The 19224-nt window shown below is 73.4% G+C and carries 12 protein-coding genes; 6 read left to right on the top strand and 6 right to left on the bottom strand.

The genetic code is table 11. The features are described 5' to 3' along the window. Window positions 1–12: 12 nt before the first annotated feature. The 4 genes from ACIBKX_RS14635 to ACIBKX_RS14620 form a co-directional block, all read right to left on the bottom strand. Window positions 13–441, bottom strand: a complete 429-nt coding sequence (locus tag ACIBKX_RS14635) for a lasso peptide biosynthesis B2 protein (RefSeq protein ID WP_363277610.1) — start codon at window positions 439–441, stop codon at window positions 13–15. Next, the gene (locus ACIBKX_RS14630; protein ID WP_363277609.1) at window positions 438–704 is read right to left on the bottom strand and encodes a lasso peptide biosynthesis PqqD family chaperone; all 267 of its coding nucleotides are present in this window, start codon (window positions 702–704) and stop codon (window positions 438–440) included. The genes ACIBKX_RS14635 and ACIBKX_RS14630 overlap by 4 nt, the downstream gene beginning before the upstream one ends. Continuing rightward, window positions 701–2629: an asparagine synthase-related protein gene (locus tag ACIBKX_RS14625; protein ID WP_363277608.1), complete on the bottom strand. Its 1929-nt coding sequence runs from the start codon at window positions 2627–2629 to the stop codon at window positions 701–703. Before ACIBKX_RS14625 ends, ACIBKX_RS14630 begins: the two co-directional genes overlap by 4 nt. Window positions 2630–2690: 61 nt before the next feature. After that, window positions 2691–2828 carry a lasso RiPP family leader peptide-containing protein gene (locus tag ACIBKX_RS14620; RefSeq protein WP_363277607.1) on the bottom strand — a complete coding sequence of 46 codons (138 nt, stop codon included), beginning with the start codon at window positions 2826–2828 and terminating at the stop codon, window positions 2691–2693. Window positions 2829–3081: 253 nt separating this feature from the next. On the opposite strand from ACIBKX_RS14620, the gene ACIBKX_RS14615 reads away from it, so the two are divergent. Both ACIBKX_RS14615 and ACIBKX_RS14610 read left to right on the top strand, forming a co-directional pair. Continuing rightward, window positions 3082–3753 (top strand): HEAT repeat domain-containing protein, encoded by a 672-nt coding sequence (locus tag ACIBKX_RS14615; RefSeq protein WP_363277606.1) that lies wholly within the window; start codon window positions 3082–3084, stop codon window positions 3751–3753. Between the two features lie 2 nt (window positions 3754–3755). After that, a complete protein-coding gene (locus tag ACIBKX_RS14610; RefSeq protein ID WP_363277605.1) occupies window positions 3756–4763 on the top strand; it encodes a MerR family transcriptional regulator in 1008 nt (335 codons plus the stop codon). A gap of 180 nt (window positions 4764–4943) precedes the next feature. Here the strand turns inward: ACIBKX_RS14610 and ACIBKX_RS14605 are convergent, their stop codons facing one another. Then, entirely contained in the window at window positions 4944–6971 is a 2028-nt protein-coding gene (locus ACIBKX_RS14605) for an acyl-CoA dehydrogenase (RefSeq protein ID WP_399375768.1), read from the bottom strand. 3170 nt (window positions 6972–10141) lie between these two features. On the opposite strand from ACIBKX_RS14605, the gene ACIBKX_RS14600 reads away from it, so the two are divergent. The 4 genes from ACIBKX_RS14600 (at window position 10142) to ACIBKX_RS14585 (ending at window position 16108) form a co-directional block, all read left to right on the top strand. Continuing rightward, complete coding sequence (locus tag ACIBKX_RS14600; protein ID WP_363276900.1) at window positions 10142–10888, top strand: ScbR family autoregulator-binding transcription factor; 747 nt, start codon at window positions 10142–10144, stop codon at window positions 10886–10888. A 619-nt stretch (window positions 10889–11507) separates the two neighbouring features. Continuing rightward, the gene (locus tag ACIBKX_RS14595) at window positions 11508–12743 is read left to right on the top strand and encodes a cytochrome P450 (protein ID WP_363276899.1); all 1236 of its coding nucleotides are present in this window, start codon (window positions 11508–11510) and stop codon (window positions 12741–12743) included. Window positions 12744–13277: 534 nt separating this feature from the next. Next, on the top strand, window positions 13278–14108 hold the full coding sequence (locus ACIBKX_RS14590) for an AfsR/SARP family transcriptional regulator (protein ID WP_363276898.1): 831 nt from the start codon (window positions 13278–13280) through the stop codon (window positions 14106–14108). A 527-nt stretch (window positions 14109–14635) separates the two neighbouring features. Beyond that, window positions 14636–16108, top strand: coding sequence for an AlkA N-terminal domain-containing protein (locus ACIBKX_RS14585; protein WP_363272298.1), 1473 nt, complete (start codon window positions 14636–14638; stop codon window positions 16106–16108). 294 nt (window positions 16109–16402) lie between these two features. On the opposite strand, the gene rph is transcribed toward ACIBKX_RS14585, so the two are convergent. Next, window positions 16403–19117, bottom strand: coding sequence for a rifamycin-inactivating phosphotransferase (rph, locus tag ACIBKX_RS14580; protein ID WP_363272135.1), 2715 nt, complete (start codon window positions 19115–19117; stop codon window positions 16403–16405). Window positions 19118–19224 lie beyond the last annotated feature (107 nt).

The following is a 19224-nucleotide window of genomic DNA, read 5'->3' as shown; positions in this document are numbered from 1 at the left end:
AGGACCGGGACTTCAGGACCGGGACTTCGGAGCGCCCGGCACCACCATCAGCCGCCGGAACTCACCGGGCCGGTGCGGCTCGCCCACCGGGAAGCCGTCGACCTCCACCCAGGCGTGCGCGCGGAACGGCGCCGTGCGCACGCCCGTGCACCAGTCCGGCCAGACCCCCCGCATCCGGCACAACAGCGCGGTGGCCACCGACCGCTGGAGACAGCCCTCCCCGGCACAGCGCGCGCTGACCGCGACGACGGCTTCCCGCGCGGCGAGCGCCTGACCGGCGGTGGCGGGCGCCGCCCCGCGCCGGACCACACACAGGACCCGGCGGATGCGGTGCGGCTTGAAGGCGACGATCAGCCGGGCGACGGCCGTCGCGAAGAGCACGGGCGGACGACGGCGCAGGGGCAGACGGTCGCGCGTGGCGGGCACCATCGGCTGGCTCACGACGTCACCACCAGCCGGGCCTCGATCAGCGAGCGCGTGATCGAGGCGGCGTCGGCGGCGGCACGCTCGGCGCTGAGCCGCGGATGGGCGGCGCACAGCGCGCGAGCCGCGTCCGGCGGCTCCCTGCCGTCGAGGAGACTGCGCAGGACGAGCGCCGCCGTGCGGTTGAGCTGCCAGTACCGGCCGGTCGCCTCGTCGAGCAGCACCATGCCGTCGTCCGCCGTGTCCGTCGCGCAGACGTCGGGTCGCAGGGTCAGGCTCACGGTGCTCCTTCGATGAACGACGTGCTCGGCGGACGGGTGTGCTCCGCGCGGGCGCGCAACCAGATCTCGCTGCCCAGGCTGGAGCTGAGGGAACGCAGGGCCTCCGGGGTGGGATGCACCCCGAGCAGGGACGCCCGGACCGCGGCATCATCGATCAGCCCCGCGCGGGCCAGCCGCGAGCCGTCGAAGAGCTCGACCAGTCCGGCACGGTTGCGGCGCAGGCTGACGTGGAAGTCCGCGCTGTACTCGCCCTTGGTGTGCCGGGACAGGACGTCGTCGGGCACGATGTCGCGCACCGCCTCGGCGAGCACCGGCTTGTACCGCCCGGGCGTGCTGCGCTCGGCGACACGGATGGCCAGGGCCGCCTCGACCACCTGGTCGTCGAGGAAGGGCGCGGCATAGGGGAGACCGAGCCGCGAGGTCACTTGATCAAGCTGCCGCAGCCCGCGCCCGCCGGTCCGCAGACAGGAGAGAGCGGTGTGCTGTCCGCGCTCGGGGGAGAGGGGATCGGCCGCATCGGCGGAGCCTGGTCCGGCGACTTCGAGGAGCAGATCCCGTACGGCCTCGATCGCATCGGGCGTCGCCCACGGCGGCATGGGCAGCTCCACGCCCCACGCGGTGGAGGGCGCGCCACGGACCAGAGCCGCCGAGGGCGCCGCCCGCCGCGCGGCGGTCAGGCCCTTGGCCCATGCGCTGACCCACTGACCGAAGGTTCTGCGGTCGGCGAGCTGCCGCAACAGCTCACCGAACGGCCAGTGCTGGGAGGCACGTTGCGTACGAATGCGGGAGTACGCCGCCAGCGGGTGCCGTCGGACGTAGTCGTGCAGGTGCGGTGGGAACGTACTGAACAGCTCGTCCCCACCGCCGCCCATCAGATGCAGCCGCGAACCACGGTCGGTCATCAGACGGCAGAGCACCGCCATCCTGGCCCCGTCACGTACCCAGGGACCGGGCTCGTCGGTGGGGACGGCGTCACCGGTGAGGTCCGCCAAGTCGGCGTACCAGAGCGGCCATTGCCCCTGGTCAGGCGTGACATGCTCGCTGTCCGGGAGGCGGGCGGCGGCACCGGCGGCCCAGGTCGCGTCGTCGTTCGCAGGGTCGAGACTCTGCCACCGCAACGTCACGAGCCGCGCCTGGTTCCGCTCCTGACTCCGACCCTGGCTCTGCTCCTGGCTCCGGGCGGCGAGGAAGCAAAGGCTGGTGGAGTCCATGCCGCCCGAAAGGTCCGCGCTGACAGTGCCCCCGCCGGCGGTACAGGCCCCCACCGCGGCGGTCAGCGCCGCACGCACCGAGGGCACCCCTTCCTCCCACGGCAGCTGCGGCTCCGGAGGCTGCCACCAGGGCTGCGTACGGGCCCGCCCGTCGGCGTCGATCCGAAGACAGTCGAAGGACGGCACGGCGCGCACGCCCTGCCAGACACAGTGGTCGTCCAGCGGGTACGGCAGCGGCGAGGCGAGGAGGTGAGCGGCCAGGAGCCGTTCGTCGGGAGCCGCGCCGATGAGCGCGGCGAGCCGGTCCGAGCGGTCGGCGGCCACGCACACCCCGCCGGCCTCCGAGACCTCCGTATGAAACAGCCGTCGTACGCCAGAAGCGCTGCCTCTCGCCCGGACGGCACCGTCGACCGAGACGACGAGGTGGAAACTCCCGGTGAGACCGCGGGCGATCCGCTCCACGTCCCCGATGTCCCGCAGCCGTCGCGCCCGCGCGGACAGCGCCTCGGCGGTGACCGGGCAGCGCCCGATCACCGCGACTCTCCGCGCCCCTGCCGTGCCCACCGTCACGTGTCCGTCCGGCCAACTGCCCAGCAGCCAGGGCCGGCCGGAACCGTGAGCGATGGACTCGGTGGCCCAGGGGCGCAGGAGCCGAGCCACGGCAACACCCGGTTCACCGTCCGGCAGGATCGTGAACCACACGTCGCCGCTCATGGCACCCTTCCGTCATGTGCACTGATCCGTCATGTGCTCTGAATGCGCTCTGATCCGAGGGTCAGTTGGGGCCGAGGTACCACTCGTAGGGCGGGAACCCGCCCTCGTAGAACGCACCCAGGGCCTCACCGCGCGTCAGGTCGGCGAAGTCGCCGACTTCCACCATGGCCGGCGGCTCGTACACCTCGTCGTACTGCATGAACGTCCTCCTCGCTTCCACTGACGGCGTGGATTCCACGCCGCTGCGGAAATTGCCCATGGCATGACGGCGCTACTCCCGACCGGACCTCCTGACCACCCAGATCAGTGAAGGGGGTGGACTCGCTTCCTCAACGGAGGCATGACACCGACGTGGGTGCGCCGCGCACGCGGGGAGCGCTCCGCTTTCGAACCGGCTCCGCTTGACCTTGACACGGTGACAAGGCCTTCCCTGTGATCAAGGAGGCCGTCCCATGACCATGCCCGAAGAGGCAACAAGCACGACACGAACCCACCAGCGGCTGGAGAGCAACAGCTCGTCGGTCCGGCTGCAGGCGGCGCTGGCCGCCGGCACGAACCCGGACCCGGACATCATCGGCAGGCTCGTCGAGCGAAGCGCGATCGAGCCCGAGTTCTACGTGCGTGAAATGCTGACGTGGGCGCTCACCCGCCACGCGGCATCCCTGACGGTTCCGGCGCTGCTCGCCGAAGTCTGCTCGGAGCGCGCGCAGGCACGGAGCCAGGCGTTGCACACACTGTCCAAGATCGGGGATCGGCAGGCGTGGCCTGCGATCACACCGGCCCTGCTGGCCGACGCCGACGACGAGGTGGCCCGCAGTGCCTGGCGGGCGGCAGTCGTGCTCGTGCCCGAAGGTGCGGAGCACGAGTTGGCCGTAGTGTTGGCGACACAGCTCGGGCGCGGCGAACGCGAGACGCAACTGAGCCTCAGCCGGGCGCTGATCGCACTCGGAGAGGCGATGCTGCCGACATTGGGCGCCGCGACGAGGGATCCCGACCCTCGCGTGCGCGCGCACGCGATCGCCACGGAACGGCTGTGGCGCGACCCGGACACCGGATTCGAGTTCGCGGTCGAGGAGGCGAAGCGCGTCGTAGCCCTCGGCGAAGTGGGCCAAGAGGGGCGGTAGCAGTGCTGATCGGTGATGTCGCGCGACGGTCCGGGGTCAGTGCCCGCATGCTCAGGCACTACGAATCGCTGGGGCTGGTGCAGCCGACGGGCCGCACCGGCTCGGGCTACCGGGAGTATTCCGTCGAGGACATCCGGCGGATCTTCCACATCGAGAGCCTCCGGTCGTTGGGTCTGTCGCTGCGGGACGTGGGGCGCGCGCTGGACGACCCGGGCTTCGCACCCGGGGAACTGGTCGACGACCTCATCCGCCAGACGCGGGAGCGCATCGCGGCGGAGACGGAACTGCTCACGCGACTTCGCCGCATCGGCGCCGCGGAACCGGCCGACTGGGAGGACGTCCTCCAAAGCGTCGCGCTCCTCCAGGCGTTGGGTTCCAAGAGCGCGGGGGCGCGGCAGCGGGCAGCGCTGTCTGCGGCCGAGGAAGCACCGGTCCCGGTGGAAGCCCTGGTCGATGCGGTGCTGAGCGAGTCGGACCCGATTGTCGCCGGAGCCCTTCGTTGGGCTCTGGCGCAGTCGGGCGAGGAGGCGCTGGCACTGCTGGCGGAGGGCCTCGACGCCCCCACGGCCGCCGTGCGCAAACGCGCCGTCCAATCCATCGCCGAGCTCCCGAGCTGCGAGGCGACGACGGCATTCCTGCAAGACGCCCACATGAACCCCGACATCGCGGTCCGCAGGTACGCGGCTCTGGCGCTCGGCGTACGCGGGACAGCCGACGCGATCCCGACACTCGTGGACATGGTCGTCGAGGAGGCGAACGACGTGGACGCGGCCGATGCGCTGAGCACACTGGCGAGCGACCCCGCGCTGGCAGACCAGATCGCCACCGAACTCATCGACTGCCTCGCCCGAGACACCATCGGCCAGCCCGCACGCCGACGCCTGACGCAGGCGCTGGCGGAAATCCCGGGGCACATGGTGTCGCGCGCCCTCGTGGCTCTGTCAGATGACGAAGACCGCGCTGTCGCACTGACTGCGACGTATGTCCTGAAGCTACGCGAGGAACGCTAGCGAGGCTTCGCTCAATCGGTCCGCCGATCCGCCGATCCGCCGATCTGCGGGTCCGCGGGTCCGCGACTGAGTCCACGTCCGAGTCTGACGAACTCAGCATCGCTCAAGCCTGGTTCGGTCTCACAGCAGTCACGTCGGCACCGTATGCAGCTCGTGGCTCGGCCTGGCCATGCCTGCTTCTCACAAGTCGTAGTGGTTGTCGTGGTGGTTGGGGTGGGGGGTGGTGTGGTGGAGGTGGTGGTTGAGGTTGTGGGTGGTGTGGGTGGGGTGTTGGTGGGCGTGGGTGAGGGTGGTGAGGTGGGGGTGGAGGGTGTGGTGGAGGTGGTTGGTGGTGTGGGGGAGGTTGTGGATGTGGGTGGGGTGGAGGTGGTGGTGGGTGAGGAGGTCGCCGGTGTGGGGGGTGATTTGGTTGAGGAGGAAGAGGGTGCAGAGGTTTTGGAGGTGGGTTTTGGTGGGGGTGTGGGTGGTGTTGTTGATGGTGGTGAGGAAGGCGTCGGTGGCTTGGAGGGGGGCGTGGGTGGCGGTGAGGGTGAGGGCGTGGGGGGCGGTGTGGTTCCAGCGTTGGGTGGGGTTGGTGGCGGGGTGGCGTAGGGCGGTGCGGGCGCGGGTGTGGTGGAGGGTTTGGAGGTGGGCGAGGAGGTTGCGGAGGAAGGGGAGGTGGGTGAGGGGGGGTTGGTTGGGGGGTATGGGGTGGTTTGGGTTGTGGCCGGGGTGGGGTGTGTAGGTGTAGTGGGGGTGGGGGTCGTCGCTGTGGTGGTGGGGGTCGTTGTTGTGGGGGTGGTGGTTGGGGTTGGGGGTGGTGGGGGGTGTGGGTTGGGTGAGGAGGAGTTCGGCGGCGGCTTTGGTCCAGATGAGGAGGTTGTCGCCTTCGGCGGTGATGCCGCCTTCGATGTTGCGGGTGAGGTTGGTGAGGTGGTTGGTGGGGAAGAGGCCGGCGGCGCCGCAGCGTTCGCGGCATTGGGTGGCGATGTCGCGGGCTTGCCAGGTGATCCAGCCTTTGGCGATGGCGATGTCGCGTTCGGTGTCGGTTTGGTTGGTGGGGGTGTGGTGGGCCCAGCGGTCGACGAGGGTGTGGTGGAGGAAGGTCATGGCGTAGGTGGTGGCGAGGTGGTTGATGAGGGGGGCGTGGTGGGTGCGGTGGTCGGCGATGGGTTGGGTGTGGCCGGGTTTGGGGCCGGTGGTGTGGCGGGTGTGGGCGTGGTGGACGGCGATGGTGAGGGCGGCGCGGGCCATGCCGAGGGTGCCGGCGCTCATGCAGAGTTTGCCGGTGGTGACGCGGCTGATGGTGGTGAGGAAGCGTTTGCGGTGGTTGCCCAGGGTGCTGTGGTGGGTGCCGTCGGGGGTGAGGCGGGCGTGGTCGCCTTGGAGGAGGGCGTGGTGGGGGAGGTGGACGTGGTGGAAGGAGGTGAGGCAGTGGTCGATGAGGGGTCCGTCGGTGGGGGGCAGGGGGCGGACGGTGATGCCGGGGAGGTGGCCGGTGTGGTCGGAGAGGGGGGTGAGGAAGAGGTGGATGCCGTGGTCGTGGCCGTCGTGGGTGATGAGGCGGGCGGCGACGAGGGCGGTTTTGGGGCCGCCGGTCAGGCTGGTGTTGGGCATGAATTTCTGGGCGCCGGGGGTGGGGGTGTGCAGGGTGAAGCCGCCGGTTGTGGGGTCGTGGGTGGCGGTGGTCTGCAGGTGGGTGGCGTCGTTGCCGTGGTCGAGTTCGGTGCACAGGAAGGTGCCGGTGTGCTGGAGGGTGGTGTAGGGGGTGAGGTCGCGGGGCGGGGTGGTGTCGTGGTGGTCGATGAGGCTGCCGAGGAAGAGGTTGTAGTGGATGCTGGCGGCGGTGGTCGTCCCGCCGTCGGCGGGGCCGATCCATTCGTGCAGGGCGGTCAGGCGGCCGACGTCGGCGGCCAGGGCGGCGGCGTCGAGCTGGTCGTTGACCAGGCGTAGGCGGCGGTAGGACTGGGCGATGCGTTCGGTGTCGGACAGGTGGGGGGTGTGGGCGAAGTCGGGGGTGGAGACCAGGGCGCGCCAGCGGTCGTGGTCGTGGTCGTGCTGGTGGAAGAGCAGCCGGGTCAGTTCGGCGCTGGTGGCCGGGTCCGGGGCGGGGGGTGCGGGCGGCGCGGCCGGGGCGGTGTGTGTGGCCGGGGCGGTGTGTGCGGGGGGTGTGTCCGGGGCGGCGGTGGTGGGCCGGGCCGGGTTCTTCTGGAATGTCAGCAGGGTCATGAGGACCTCTCCGCGAAGGCATCGGGCAGATGGATGTCCGGGAGTGCAGGACCATAAAGATACGGACCCACCGGTTTTTTGCAAGGAATCGGGGGAAGTCCCAGGTCATCCGTGAGCGGGGGTGCGGGGGATGCCGTCCGCGGCCCGTCCGCAGCCGGTTCGCGGCCCGTCCGCAGCCGGTTCGCGGCCGGTTCGCGGCCGGTTCGGGGGCGGTTGGGGGGCGGTTGGGGGGCTGTTTCGGGGGTGTCCGTGGTCTGTCCGGGGGGTGCCGGGGGCCGGTGGGCGGCCCGGCCCGGCCTCTCTTCCGGTCTTTTTCCGGGTCGTTTTCCGGGCCTCCTTTCGGTCTTCTTCCGGTCGTTTTGCGGGGGTGTGCGGGGTGTCTGCGGGGTGTCTGCGGGGTGGGTTTTTGGCGGTGTCGGGAGTGCTGTGGGGTGGTTGGTGTGCTGGTCAGGGGGGTGGTGGGGGTGCCGGGCGGGGGTTTGGGCGGCCGGGCGGGGGGTGGGGTGGGGGGCGGGGAGGCGGTGGCCGGGTCCGGTCTGTTGGCCGGGGGCGGGCCGTGGTTGTCCGGCCCTCTGGGCCCGTGCCGGGGTGTGGAGGGGGGCGGGGTGTCGGGCTGGGCGGGCCGGGTGGGGCGGGGGCGGTCTGTTTTTGGCCGTTGTGGCGGCCGGTGGGGGCGGGTCTTGGTGCAGCTCGGGCGACGGGCGGTGTGCGGGGGCGGTCTGTTTTTGGCCGATCCGGTCCGGAGTCCGCCCGGCCGCCGCCTGCGGCGGCTGCCCTTGTGGCCGTGTCCGGTGGCCTGCCCTGTCGCCGTGTCCCTTCTGTCACGCCCTTCTCGCTGCTGCCCTGGCGCCTCGCTTGCCCTGTCTCTTCTGGTGTTGCCCTGCCGCCTCTCCTGTCCCGTCCTTTTTCCGGCGCCGTTTTGCCGCCTCTCCTGCCCCGTCTTTTTTCCGGCGCCGTTTCGCCGCGTCTTCCCTCGTGTCGTTTCCGGCGCGGCTTTGCGGTCATGTCCCTGTCTGCCGCGCCGCCCTTGCGGCCGTCGGCCCGCTCCCGGAATCCCGCCCCTGCCCGGAGTCCGCCCTGTCGCCGCTGTGAGCGCCGGCGGGGCTGGCGCTCCTTTTGCCGCGTCCCGTCGGGCCGCGGTCCCGCCGCCTCCGCCGCCGCTGTGGACGCCGCTGTGGACGCCGCCTTGCAACTTGCCCTGGCTGCCGCCGTTTTGGCTGCTGTCTCTTCCGTCGTGCCGGCCGGGGTTGTTGCTGCGGGTCTGTTTCTGGGGTGGTTGGGCGGGGTGGTGTGCGGGCGGCCGCGACGGCGCCCTGCTCCGGCCGCCGCCTCGGGGCTTGGCCCCTCCGGTCCCCGGGCCTGCTGCCCTTCGGGGGGCGTGGCCGGCTGCTCGGGGCCTGTGTCCGGCCGGTGTGGTCTGCCGGGCGCCGGTCCTTCGCCCGTGCCCGTTCCTGGGGGCGGGTCGTTCACCGTGCCGTTGTCGGGTGTGCGGTTTCGCCGGTACGGGTCCGGGGCCTGTGCCGGTTCTCCGGCCGTGCCGGCTCTCGGGGCGGCTCCCTCGCCTGCGTCGCTTGTGGGGCAGGCCGTTTACCCGCGCCGGCCCTTGGGCGTGTGGTCTCGCCGGTACGGCCCTGGCCCGTCCCGGTCCTCCAGCGGTGCGGCCCTTGGGGCCGGTCCTTCGCCCGCGTCGCTTGTGGGGCAGGCCGTTTACCCGCGCCGGCCCTTGGGCGTGTGGTCTCGCCGGTACGGCCCTGGCCGGTCCCGGTCCTCCAGCGGTGCGGCCCTTGGGGCAGCTCCTTCGCCCGCGCCGCTTGTGGGGGCAGGCCGTCTACTCGCGCCGGTTGTCGGGTGCGGTTTCGCCGGTACGGCCCTGGCCCGTGCCGGTCCTGTCCTGTGCCGGCCGGTGCCGGCCGTCCGCCCGGTGCCTGCCCTTGGGTGTGCTGGTCCTGGGGGCTCGGGGATTGTTCGGTGGCCCCTGGAGGGCGGGTACTTGGCCCCGTCCGGCCGGGGAGCGGCGGGTGATGTCCCAAGGCCCGCCTGCCGTGTGCCTTGGGCCGGCCTGGTGAGGTGGGGCCGCCGCGGGCCGTCATCGGATGTGTCCGCCGGTGGTGACCGGTGTGAAGGGGGCCGGTTGCCGGCGTCGGTGCCTGGTCCTTTGCCGGGTCCGGGGCCGGTGCCGGTTTTCCGGTCTGTTCCGGCTGCCGGGTCGGGTGGCTGCCGGGCGGGTGTGTTGGTGGGGCCGGCCGGGTTCTGGCCGGTCCCGGCCCTCCTTCGGTTCCTGCGTCCCGGTGCCCGCCCCGCACCAGCCGGACCCCGCGGCCCCGCGGCCCCGCGGCCCCGCGGCCCTGCGTCGCGCGATCGGGTCCCCTCCCGGCCCGGCTCGGGACTGCTCCCGGCCCCGGCCGTCGGGTTCCTGGCCCGGTCGGCTGGGGTCTGCCCCGCCGGGTGCCGGCTCCGCCCGCCCCCGGGGTCCTGGCGGAGCCGGCACCCGGTGGGGCAGGGTTCCTGGCCCGGCGGCGGGAGGCGTGTCCTGCCCGCGCCCGGCCGCTCACCGGCCGGTCCCCGGCTCGTGGTTGCCGTGCCGTCCCTGTGTTCCGCCGGACCGCAGACCGGCCGGTCTGGCCGGGCTTGCCCGACGGCCCCCGGTCCGCACCGGACCACGCACCTCCCGGCCCCCGGCTTTCCGGCGTCCCGGATGTGGTGCCGGGCCGCGCCTTGGCGCCGGTCTCGTCTGGGGTCTGCCGGGTGCCGGTTCTGGGCCTGGTTTCCCGCGCGCCGTAGGGGTGTGCCGGGTTTTCCGGCCGGGCCGCCCTGGTGCTGTGTTGCCGGTCGGGCGGGGGGCTGGGTGTTGCCGGTTCTGGGTACGGGTTCGGGGCCCGGGCCGGGGTCTGGTGTGTGGGCGGGTGGGGGTGTGGGGGCCGGTTTTGTGGCTGTTTTCCGGTCCGGTGCGGGCCGGGGGCGGGGGGTGCGGGCGGCCTGGGTTTGGGGGGTGGCCTGGTGGCGGGGGTGGTGTGTGATGGCTGTCACAGGGGGGTGGGGTTGGTCGGGTGGTTGTAAAACCGGACACCTGGTTCTATTTTTGCTGGTGCTTGATGTGTCCCTGGCCGGTCCGTCCGCGGTGGGGGGCATCCGTCATGTTCCGGGCGTGACGGGGGGTACGGAGGTGAACTGTGGCGCGTCAGGAGCGTGCTACGCGTACGCGGCAGGCGATTTTGGTCGCGGCGGGTGAGGTGTTCGACGAGGTCGGATACGAGGCGGCGACGATTTCGGAGATCCTGAAGCGGTCGGGTGTGACCAAGGGAGCCTTGTACTTCCATTTCTCCTCCAAGGCGGAGCTGGCGCAGAGCGTGCTCGATGAGCAGGTGCATGCGCTGCCGGTGGTGCCGCGCCGTGAGCTGAGTCTGCAGAAGTCGCTGGATGAGGCGCTGTTGCTGGCGTACATGCTCGACCGGGACGCGGGGGATGCGATCGTGCGGGGCAGTGTGCGTCTGACGGTGGATCAGGGTGCGCCGAAGGACGAGCTGGACCGGCGGCTGCCGATGCAGGCGTGGGAGCGGCACACGCTGGGTGTGCTGGAGGAGGCGAAGGCGGCGGGGGAGATCCTGGCGCATGTGGACCTGCCGCGGATCACGAAGGTGATGGTGGGGGGCATGACCGGGGTGCAGGTGCTGTCGAACATCATGACCGGCCGCAAGGACATGCCGGAGCGGGTGATCGACCTGTACCGGCATGTGCTGCCGGCCATCGCGGCACCGGCGGTGATCTCCCAGATGGACTTCGCGCCGGACCGGGCCGAGCGGGTCTACCGGGAAGCGGTCCGCCTGCGCCAGGACCAGGACCAGGATCAGGTCCAGGTCCAGGTGCAGGAATCGGGTCAGGGGCTGGAGCAGGGGGCGGCCGCGGCCGCTGCCGGCTGACCGCCCCGCAGCCCAGCTGCCCGTTGCCGCTTCCCGGTTTGCCGGGAAGCGGTCTGGCGGCCGGACTTGGCGGGCCGGAGTTCCTTTTCCTGCCGGGGATATCCCCCCGGCCGGCAGGGGGCGGGACTCACGGTCTGCCGGGGTGCGGCCGGGCGGCCGGTGTCGTTGGCCGGCCCGGCGGACCCGCCGGGCGCGGTGTGGTGGCTGCGGGCGGCGGTTGTTTGGCGGGTGCCGTCGGGGGCTGTGGTGCGGGGCGTGTCCCGGCCGGTGTGTGGGGCCGCGCCCCTGTGCGGGACGGTCCGCTCCGGGCCCTTCCGCGCCGGGGCCGGCGGCCGGGTGGTGCCTGTCCCGCACCGGTGCGAGGTCCGCGCCGGTGCGGGGGTGTTGGCCGGTGCCGGTGCCGGTGCGGGGCGGGGTGCCGGTCTCGGCCCGGCCCGGGCCTGCGGCCTGCGGGCTTGTGGGCTTGTGGGCTTGTGGGGCCGGGGGGTGTCTGCCCCCGGGGTGTGGGGTGTGTCTGGTGCGGGGCCGGTTTTGCCGGGGCCGGTGGCCGGGCGGGGGTGTGTCGGTGTGCCTGTGTGTCGGAACGCGTTGTGTTGTCACCTACCGACGGGAGTACACGATGGGAACGGCTGCGTGCCCCTATGCGCTGGATGTGTCGGGGCGGGATCTTGCGGGTGAGGCCGCGTTGCTGCGGGGGCGCGGGCCGGTGGCCCGGGTGGAGCTGCCCGGCGGGGTGGTGGCCTGGGCGGTGGTGCGGGCGGCGTCGGTGCGCCGGCTGCTGACGGATCCGCGGGTGTCGAAGGACGCCCGCCGGCACTGGCCGGCGTTCGCCGGCGGGCAGATCACCGAGGACTGGCCGCTGTATCCGTGGGTGGCCAACGAGAACATGCTCTTCACCTATGGCCGGCGTCATGCCCGGCTGCGGCGTCTGGTGGCCGGGGCGTTCACCGCCCGGCGCAGCCAGGCGCTGCGGCCGCGGGTCCAGGAGACGGTGGCCGAGCTGCTGGACGCCCTGGCCGCGGTGCCGGCGGGGCGGGAGGTGGATCTGCGGGCGGTGTTCGCCGAGCAGCTGCCGATGCGGGTGATCTGCGAGCTGTTCGGGGTCGCCGAGGAGCGGCGCGAGGCGCTGTGCACGGCGATGCAGACGGTGTTCAGCACCTCGGTGGACGCCCGGGAGATGGCCGCGGCGCAGGCGGAGGTCTTCACGATGCTGGCCGCGCTGGTGGCCGGCAAGCGGGAGCGGCCCGGGGACGATCTGACCTCGGCGCTGCTGGCCGCGCGCGAGCAGGGCCAGCAGCTGAGCGAGCAGGAACTGCTGGGCACCCTCAACCTGATGATCGCGGCCGGCCAGGAGACCACCTCCACCCTGCTGACCAGCGCGATCGCCGCGCTCCTGGACGATCCCGTGCAGCTGGGACACGTGCGGGCCGGGCGGGCCGGCTGGGACGAGGTGATCGCCGAGACGCTGCGCACCCGCGGCCCGGCCAACTACTCGCCGATGCGGTTCGCGGTGGAGGACATCACCCTGGACGGCGTACTGATCAAGAAGGGTGACCCGATCCTGGTCTCCTTCGCCGCCGCGGGCCTGGACCCCGAGCGGCACGGCACGGACGCCGCGGTGTTCGACCTGCTGCGCGCCGACCGCGGCGAGAGCCTGAGCTTCGGGCACGGCGCGCACTTCTGCCTGGGCGCCCCGCTGGCCCGGCTGGAGGCCGTAACCGCCCTGGACGCGCTCTTTGCCCGCTTCCCCCGCCTGCGGCTGGCCCGCCCGCTCAAGGAGATAGCCCCCGTGCCGTCCTTCATCATCAACGGCCACGGCTCCCTGCCCGTGGTGCTCCGCCCCGCCACCCCCTGACCCGGCACCCCGGGCGCCGGAAAGGTCTTGGCCCCGCGCCCGCCCGGCGCCAAGACGGCCGCGCCGCGCGGGCGCCCCGGCCCGGCACCGGCCCCCGGCCTGCGGCGGACGGCGACGGACGGGACGGACGGGACGGACGGCGACGGCGGTGGCGGCAAGTCCCGCCGTCCCGCCGTCCGGGTGTCCGGTGTCCGCCGGGAACGGGGCGGTCAGTCCCGTCCCGGCCGCCCCCGGCCGTCCCCGGCCGCCCCCGGCCGTCCTCGGCCGCCCCCGGCCGTCCCCGGTCCTCGCCTGCCGGGCCCCGGGACGGCCCGTGGACCGCCCGCACCTTTCGGCCTGTGTCCGCGCGTCCGCCGCCCGCGGCCCGGCAGGCAAAGGCCGGGGAGGGGGCGGGGGAGTGCCGGGGAAGGGGCGGGGTGTGTGCGGGCGGGAACCAATTGACAAACCGGGCGTCCTGTTTTTTAATCGCCCGGGGTGGGGAGCCGCCCCCGCGAGCCCCGGCGCGCGGCATCACCTTTCCAGTGGGGAGACGGCGTGGACATCGATGTACTGGGTGCGCTGCAGGTGCGGGAGAACGGGGTCAGCATCACGCCGACCGCGCCCAAGCCGCGGCAGGTCCTGGCGCTGCTGGCGCTGCACGCCGATGGGGTGGTGCCGGTCTCGGCGCTGATGGAGGAGCTGTGGGGCACCGCGCCGCCGCGCAGTGCGCGGACCACGCTGCAGACCTATGTGCTGCAGCTGCGTGAGCTGCTGGCGGTGGCGCTTGAGGGGGATGGCGGGCGGCGGTGTGCCAAGGATGTGCTGGTGACGGCGTCGGGGGGCTACTTACTGTGCGGCGGGGGCGGCCGCAGTGACGTACGCGAGTTCGAGCGGCTGGCCGGCAGCGGCTACCGGGCGATGGACGCGGGGGACTTTCCCGGCGCGGCCCGGCTGCTGGGCGGGGCACTGGCCCTGTGGTCGGGGGCGCCGTTCGCGGGGGTCCAGGCGGGCACCCAGCTGGAGATGGAGATCAAGCGCCTGGAGGAGAGCCGGCTGTGCGCGCTGGAGCAGCGCATCGAGGCCGATCTGCGGCTGGGCCGCCACCGTGAGCTGCTGGCCGAGCTGACCGTGCTGGTCAGCCGCTACCGCACGCACGAGAGCCTGCACGGCCAGTTCATGCTCGCGCTGCACCGTTCGGGGCGGCGCGGCGAGGCGCTGAGCGTGTATCAGCAGCTGCGCACCACCCTGGTGCGCGAGCTGGGCCTGGAGCCGTCGGCGGGCCTGCACCGGCTGCAGCGCTCCATCCTCAACGCCGGCCCCGGCACCGGCGCCGTCCTGCCCGCCCAGCGCCCCGGCGGCGGCCCGCCGCTGGTCGCCACGGGCTGACCCCCTGATGCCGCCACCGCCGGTGCGCGGGGTGCCGGGCCCGGTCAGGACCCGCCCCGCGGCCCCGCCCGCCCCGCCTGTCCGGCGGGGCCGCCGGGGACATGCGGTCCGGGCCCACCGCCCTGCGGTCTGTGCCGCCGGGAAACCGGCCGGCCTCGCCGCGCGGCCCGCAGCCGCCGCCCGAACCCGGGCCGGACGCCCGATGCCCCTCGCACGCCGCTGCCGGGCGCGGGCCGCACGTCCCCCCGGCCGGGCCGGGACAGAGGTGCGGCGGGGGGGGCGCGCGGCCCCCCCCCCCCCCCCCCCCCCGCCCGCCCCCCCCCCCCCCCCCCCCCCCCCCCCCCCCCCCCCCCCCCCGCGCGGGGCCCCCCCCCCCCCCGCGGCCCCCCCCCCCCCCCCGCCGGGCGCGGGGGGGGGGGGGGGGGGGGGGGGGGGGGGGGGGGCCCCCCCCCCCCCCCCACCCCTCCAACATGGCGTCCGAATCCCGCTAGCACAGGCGCAGCCGCCCCCGCACACTGGATGACGTGATCGATGAAGAGACCAGGTACGAGGCGGTGCGCAGCCGCGATGCCCGCTTCGACGGGGAGTTCTTCTTCGCCGTCGAGACCACCGGCATCTACTGCCGGCCCAGCTGCCCCGCCGTCACGCCCAAGCGGCAGAACGTCCGCTATTACGCCACGGCCGCCGCCGCCCAGGGCTCCGGTTTCCGGGCCTGCCGCCGCTGTCGGCCGGACGCCGTTCCGGGGTCCGCCGAATGGAACGTACGGGCGGACGTCGTCGGCCGTGCCATGCGCATGATCGGCGACGGCGTCGTGGACCGCGAGGGCGTCTCGGGGCTCGCCGTGCGGCTCGGCTACAGCGCGCGGCAGGTCCAGCGGCAGCTCACCGCCGAGCTGGGCGCCGGGCCCGTGGCGCTCGCCAGGGCCCAACGGGCGCACACCGCGCGGGTGTTGCTGCAGACGACGGGGCTGCCGATCACGGAGATCGCGTTCGCCGCGGGGTTCGCCAGCGTGCGGCAGTTCAACGACACCATCAGGGCCGTGTACGCCATGACGCCGACCGCGCTGCGGGGAGCGGCGCCGCGCGGTGGCGCCGCGGGGCGGGCGACACCGGCCGCGGGGGTTCCGCTGCGGCTCGCCTACCGCGGGGCCTACCAGGCGGGAGCCGTCTTCGACCTCCTCGCCGCCGAGGCGGTGGCCGGGGTCGAGCAGGTCGTGGGGCAGCCGGGCGCACGGACGTACCGGCGGACCCTGCGACTGCCGTACGGCACGGGCATCGTCGCCGTGGAGGAGCGCGACCACGGGCCCGGCGGTTGGCTCGACACCCGGCTCCACCTCACCGACCTGCGGGACCTGACCACGGCGGTGCAGCGCCTGCGGCGGCTCTTCGACCTGGACGCCGATCCGTACGCCGTGGACGAGCGGCTCGCGGCGGACCCGCGCCTCGCCCCGCTGGTCGCGGCGCGCCCCGGCCTCCGCTCGCCCGGAGCAGCGGACCCCGAGGAGTTCGCGGTACGCGCGCTGGTGGGCCGCGAGGCGGCGGAACTGCTGGTCCAGCGCCACGGCAAGGCACTGGACGCACCCTGCGGCACGCTCACCCACGTCTTCCCCGAACCCGGCGCGCTCGCCGGGGAAGCGGGGCCGCTGGGCGCGCTGGCCACGGCCCTCGCCGACGGACGGGTACGGCTGGACGCCGGGGCGGACCGGGACGACGCGGAGACGGGCCTCCGCGCCCTGCCGGGAATGGACGCGGCAATGGTGGCGACCATCAGGATGCGGGCCCTCGGGGACCCGGACGTAGGGATTCTGGGGGAGATCCCCGGGGACATCTCGGGGGAGACTCCGGGGGAGAGCCTGGGGGAGAGCCTGGGGGAGACTCCGGGAGGCATTCCGGGAGGCATTCCGGGGGGCACTCCGGGGGGCACTCCGGGGGAGCCGGTGCCGGAGGCCTGGCGGCCGTGGCGGTCCTATGGGGTCGGCCACTTGCGGGCGGCTGCCTGACTTCCGGCGTCGGGGCAATCTGTGGGCGGGTGTCTGGCTGCCGGCGTCGGGGTGATCTGTGGGTGGGTGCCTGGCTCTCGGCGTCGGTCACTCTGCGGGCTGTCCCCTGGCGTCTGGGGCGAGTCACTCCGCGGGCGGGTGTCCGGCTTCCGGCGGCGGTCACCTCGCGGGCGGATGTCTGGCCTCCGGGGCCGAGTCACTTTGCGCGCAGGGCATCTGTCCCTCGGGGGCGAATCACCTTGCGCGTGGGCGTCTGGCCTCCGGCGTCAGTCACCCCGCCCGCTGCCCCGAAACTCAGCCCAGGATCTCGACGTACCCCTCCGTCCCATGCACCCGGATCCGCTGCCCGTCCCGGATCAACCGTGTCGCTTCCCCCACGCCCACGACCGCCGGCAGCCCGTACTCGCGGGCGATCACCGCGCCATGGGTCATCAGGCCGCCCACCTCCGTCACCAGGCCCGTGAGCCCGACGAACAGGGGTGACCAGCTGGGGTCCGTGTACGCCGTGACCAAGATGTCGCCCGGCTCCAGATCGGCCTCCGCGATGTCGAGGACGACGCGGGCCCGGCCCTCGACCGTGCCCGCGGACACCGGCAGGCCGACCAGCGCGCCGGTCGGCACGTCGTCGCGGCGGTAGGACCCGGAGACGGCCTCGCCGTCCGAGGTGAGCACGCGGGGCGGGGTGAGCGTCTCGTACGAGCGGAACGCCTCCTCGCGTCGCCGGATGAGACCGGCGTCCGCCCGCTGCGTCCGCACCACGTCCTGGAGTTCCTGGAACGTGAGGTAGAAGGCGTCCTCCGGCCGAGCCAGCACACCCGCCTCCACCAGGCGCCCCGCCTCCGCGAGGATCGCCCGCTTGTAGACGAAGTAGCGGCAGATGATGCCGTACTTGGGGTACTCCCGATACCCGGCGAATCCCCTGACCTGGTCGATCATCCGCTTCGCCGCGTCGGCCCTCCGCTCCCCGTCGGGCAGGGCCCGCAGCCGTGCCAGGACGTCCTGCTCCTTCTCCCGCGCCCTGCGCAGCCCGTCCTCGAACCGCCGCTCGGCGGCACCGGGACCGAAGTTCCTGACGTTGTCGAGGATCACGGGTACGAGCGTCGTGGGGCGCTCGCTCCAACGCGGCCGCGTGATGTCGATCTCGCCGACGCAGCGCATTCCGTACCGGTCGAGATAGGCCTCGACGGCCTCCCGCGCCTTGCCCCCTCCCGCGACCTTCGCCAGCTCGTCCAGGAAGCTCTCGTCCTCGACGTCCCGCCGCTGGAGGAACGCCACGACCTCCGGGAGCGGGCGGATCACGTCCGCCACGTCGAGCAGCGCGAGGCCCATCTCCGACGTGATGTTGTCGGGCGCGGACAGCGTCAGCGTGTCAGCCGCGTTCTTCTCGCCCAGCCAGTCGAGCAGTCTGTCGTTGAGCCACCACGTGGCCTCCATCCCCGCCATGATCGCCCGCATGCTCAGCGGGTCGCCCAGCACCCTCTTGTGCTCGGCGAACGCCTCGACGAGGAAGTCGAACAGGGCCGGCCCCGACTTCGTGCGGATGTCGCGCTCCAGCGCGGCGACGGACGCCCGACTGCGCTCGATCAGCTCGGCGACGATCGCCGGATCGGCCTCGGGCGGGGTGGACGCGTCATCGTCCGGGGCGGATGCCTCACCGGGAGGCGGCCCGGCAGGCGCCCCGCCCGGCTTCCCGCCCGGCTTCCCGCCCGGCTTCCCGCCCGGCTTCCCGCCCGGCTCCGCCTCCGGAAGCGACGGGACGAAGCCGTCCCGCTCGATGACGGTCTCCAGCGCGTCCCGTACCAGCGGATCGCCCTTCCCCATCAGGTCCAGGAGCCCGGCCCGGCTCGCGGGCGACGCGATCCGCTGTGTGACGTCGACGAACAGCCGCCCGCCCGCCGTCAGCATCGGCACCATCGCCATCAGCTGCCACATGGAGAGGCCCAGCGGCTTCATCGCGTCGGTCATCATCTGCTGGTGGCCGACGGAGACGTACACGTGGTTCTCGCCGTCGTCGCTCTCCGGCACGGGGAACAGCGTCGTGATCGGCCGGCTCTGCACGATCCGGAAACCGTCGTCGACCAGGCACCACTCGATGTCCTGCGGGCGGCCGAAGTTCGCCTCGATCCGCCGCCCCAGCTCCACCAGTCGTACGGCCTGTGCGTCCGTCAGGGCAGGCTGCTCCTGGCGCCCCGCCCCGACCGCCACTTCCTCCGTGCCGCCGGCCGGTACGGCGTGCAGGGCGATCCGCTTGGCGGCGATCGTCCTGGCGACGACCTCGCCGTCCCGCACCGTGAAGACGTCCGGGTTCACCAGGCCGGAGACCAGGGCCTCGCCGAGGCCGAACCCGGCGTCCACGGTGGAGACCTTCCGGTTGCCCGTCACGGGGTCGGCGGTGAACAGGATGCCGGACGACTGCGGGAACACCATCCGCTGTACGACCACCGCCATCTGCACCGTGCGGTGGTCGATGCCGCCCCGGCGGCGGTAGGTCACGGCCCGCTCGGTGAACAGCGAGGCCCAGCACCGGCTGATGTGCCGCAGGACCTCCGCGGGGCCCACGACGTTCAGGTACGTGTCCTGCTGGCCCGCGAAGGAGGCCGTCGGCAGGTCCTCCGCCGTCGCGCTGGAGCGGACGGCGTAGGGGGTCCGCTTGTCGCCGTGCCGGGCGAGCGCGCCGGTGATCTCCGCCGCGATGTCGGCCGGGATCTCGATCCCCTCGATGGTGCGGCGGATCTCCGCGCTGAGGGTGCGGATCGCCTCCCGGTCGTCGGCGGCCACGTCCGCAAGACGGTCGAGCAGGCCGTCGAGCGACAGCCCCTCCGCCGACGCCGACGCCGACGCCGACGGCGCCAGCGCCATGATCCGCCGGAAGGCGTCCGTGGTCACGCAGAAGCCGCCGGGCACGCTGACGCCGTCGATCCGCGAAAGGGCGCCCAGATGCGCGCCCTTGCCGCCGACGACCGCGACCTGCGTCCCGTCGATCTCCCGGAGATCCAACACGTGCTGCATTCCTGGTTGCCTTTCCGCAGGGTGTGGCATAGGCCGACGATTGTGCGCCGAGACCAGGGCCTTGCGGCAAGCCCCCCAGTGGGTTATAAGTTGAGAGTGGCAAGGAG

The sequence above is a fragment of the Streptomyces sp. NPDC050658 genome, assembly GCF_044457025.1.
Lineage (GTDB): Bacteria > Actinomycetota > Actinomycetes > Streptomycetales > Streptomycetaceae > Streptomyces.
Note: the sequence above shows the minus strand (reverse complement) of the source record. Positions and strands in the feature narration are given on the sequence as shown.

Bases quoted from the DNA above. Each gene is read 5' to 3' on its own strand.
- ACIBKX_RS14620 (WP_363277607.1), bottom strand. From the start codon at position 2,828: ATGCAGTACGACGAGGTGTACGAGCCGCCGGCCATGGTGGAAGTCGGC.
- ACIBKX_RS14615 (WP_363277606.1), top strand. From the start codon at position 3,082: ATGACCATGCCCGAAGAGGCAACAAGCACGACACGAACCCACCAGCGG.
- ACIBKX_RS14595 (WP_363276899.1), top strand. From the start codon at position 11,508: ATGGGAACGGCTGCGTGCCCCTATGCGCTGGATGTGTCGGGGCGGGAT.
- ACIBKX_RS14605 (WP_399375768.1), bottom strand. From the start codon at position 6,971: ATGACCCTGCTGACATTCCAGAAGAACCCGGCCCGGCCCACCACCGCC.
- ACIBKX_RS14625 (WP_363277608.1), bottom strand. From the start codon at position 2,629: ATGAGCGGCGACGTGTGGTTCACGATCCTGCCGGACGGTGAACCGGGT.
- rph (WP_363272135.1), bottom strand. From the start codon at position 19,117: ATGCAGCACGTGTTGGATCTCCGGGAGATCGACGGGACGCAGGTCGCG.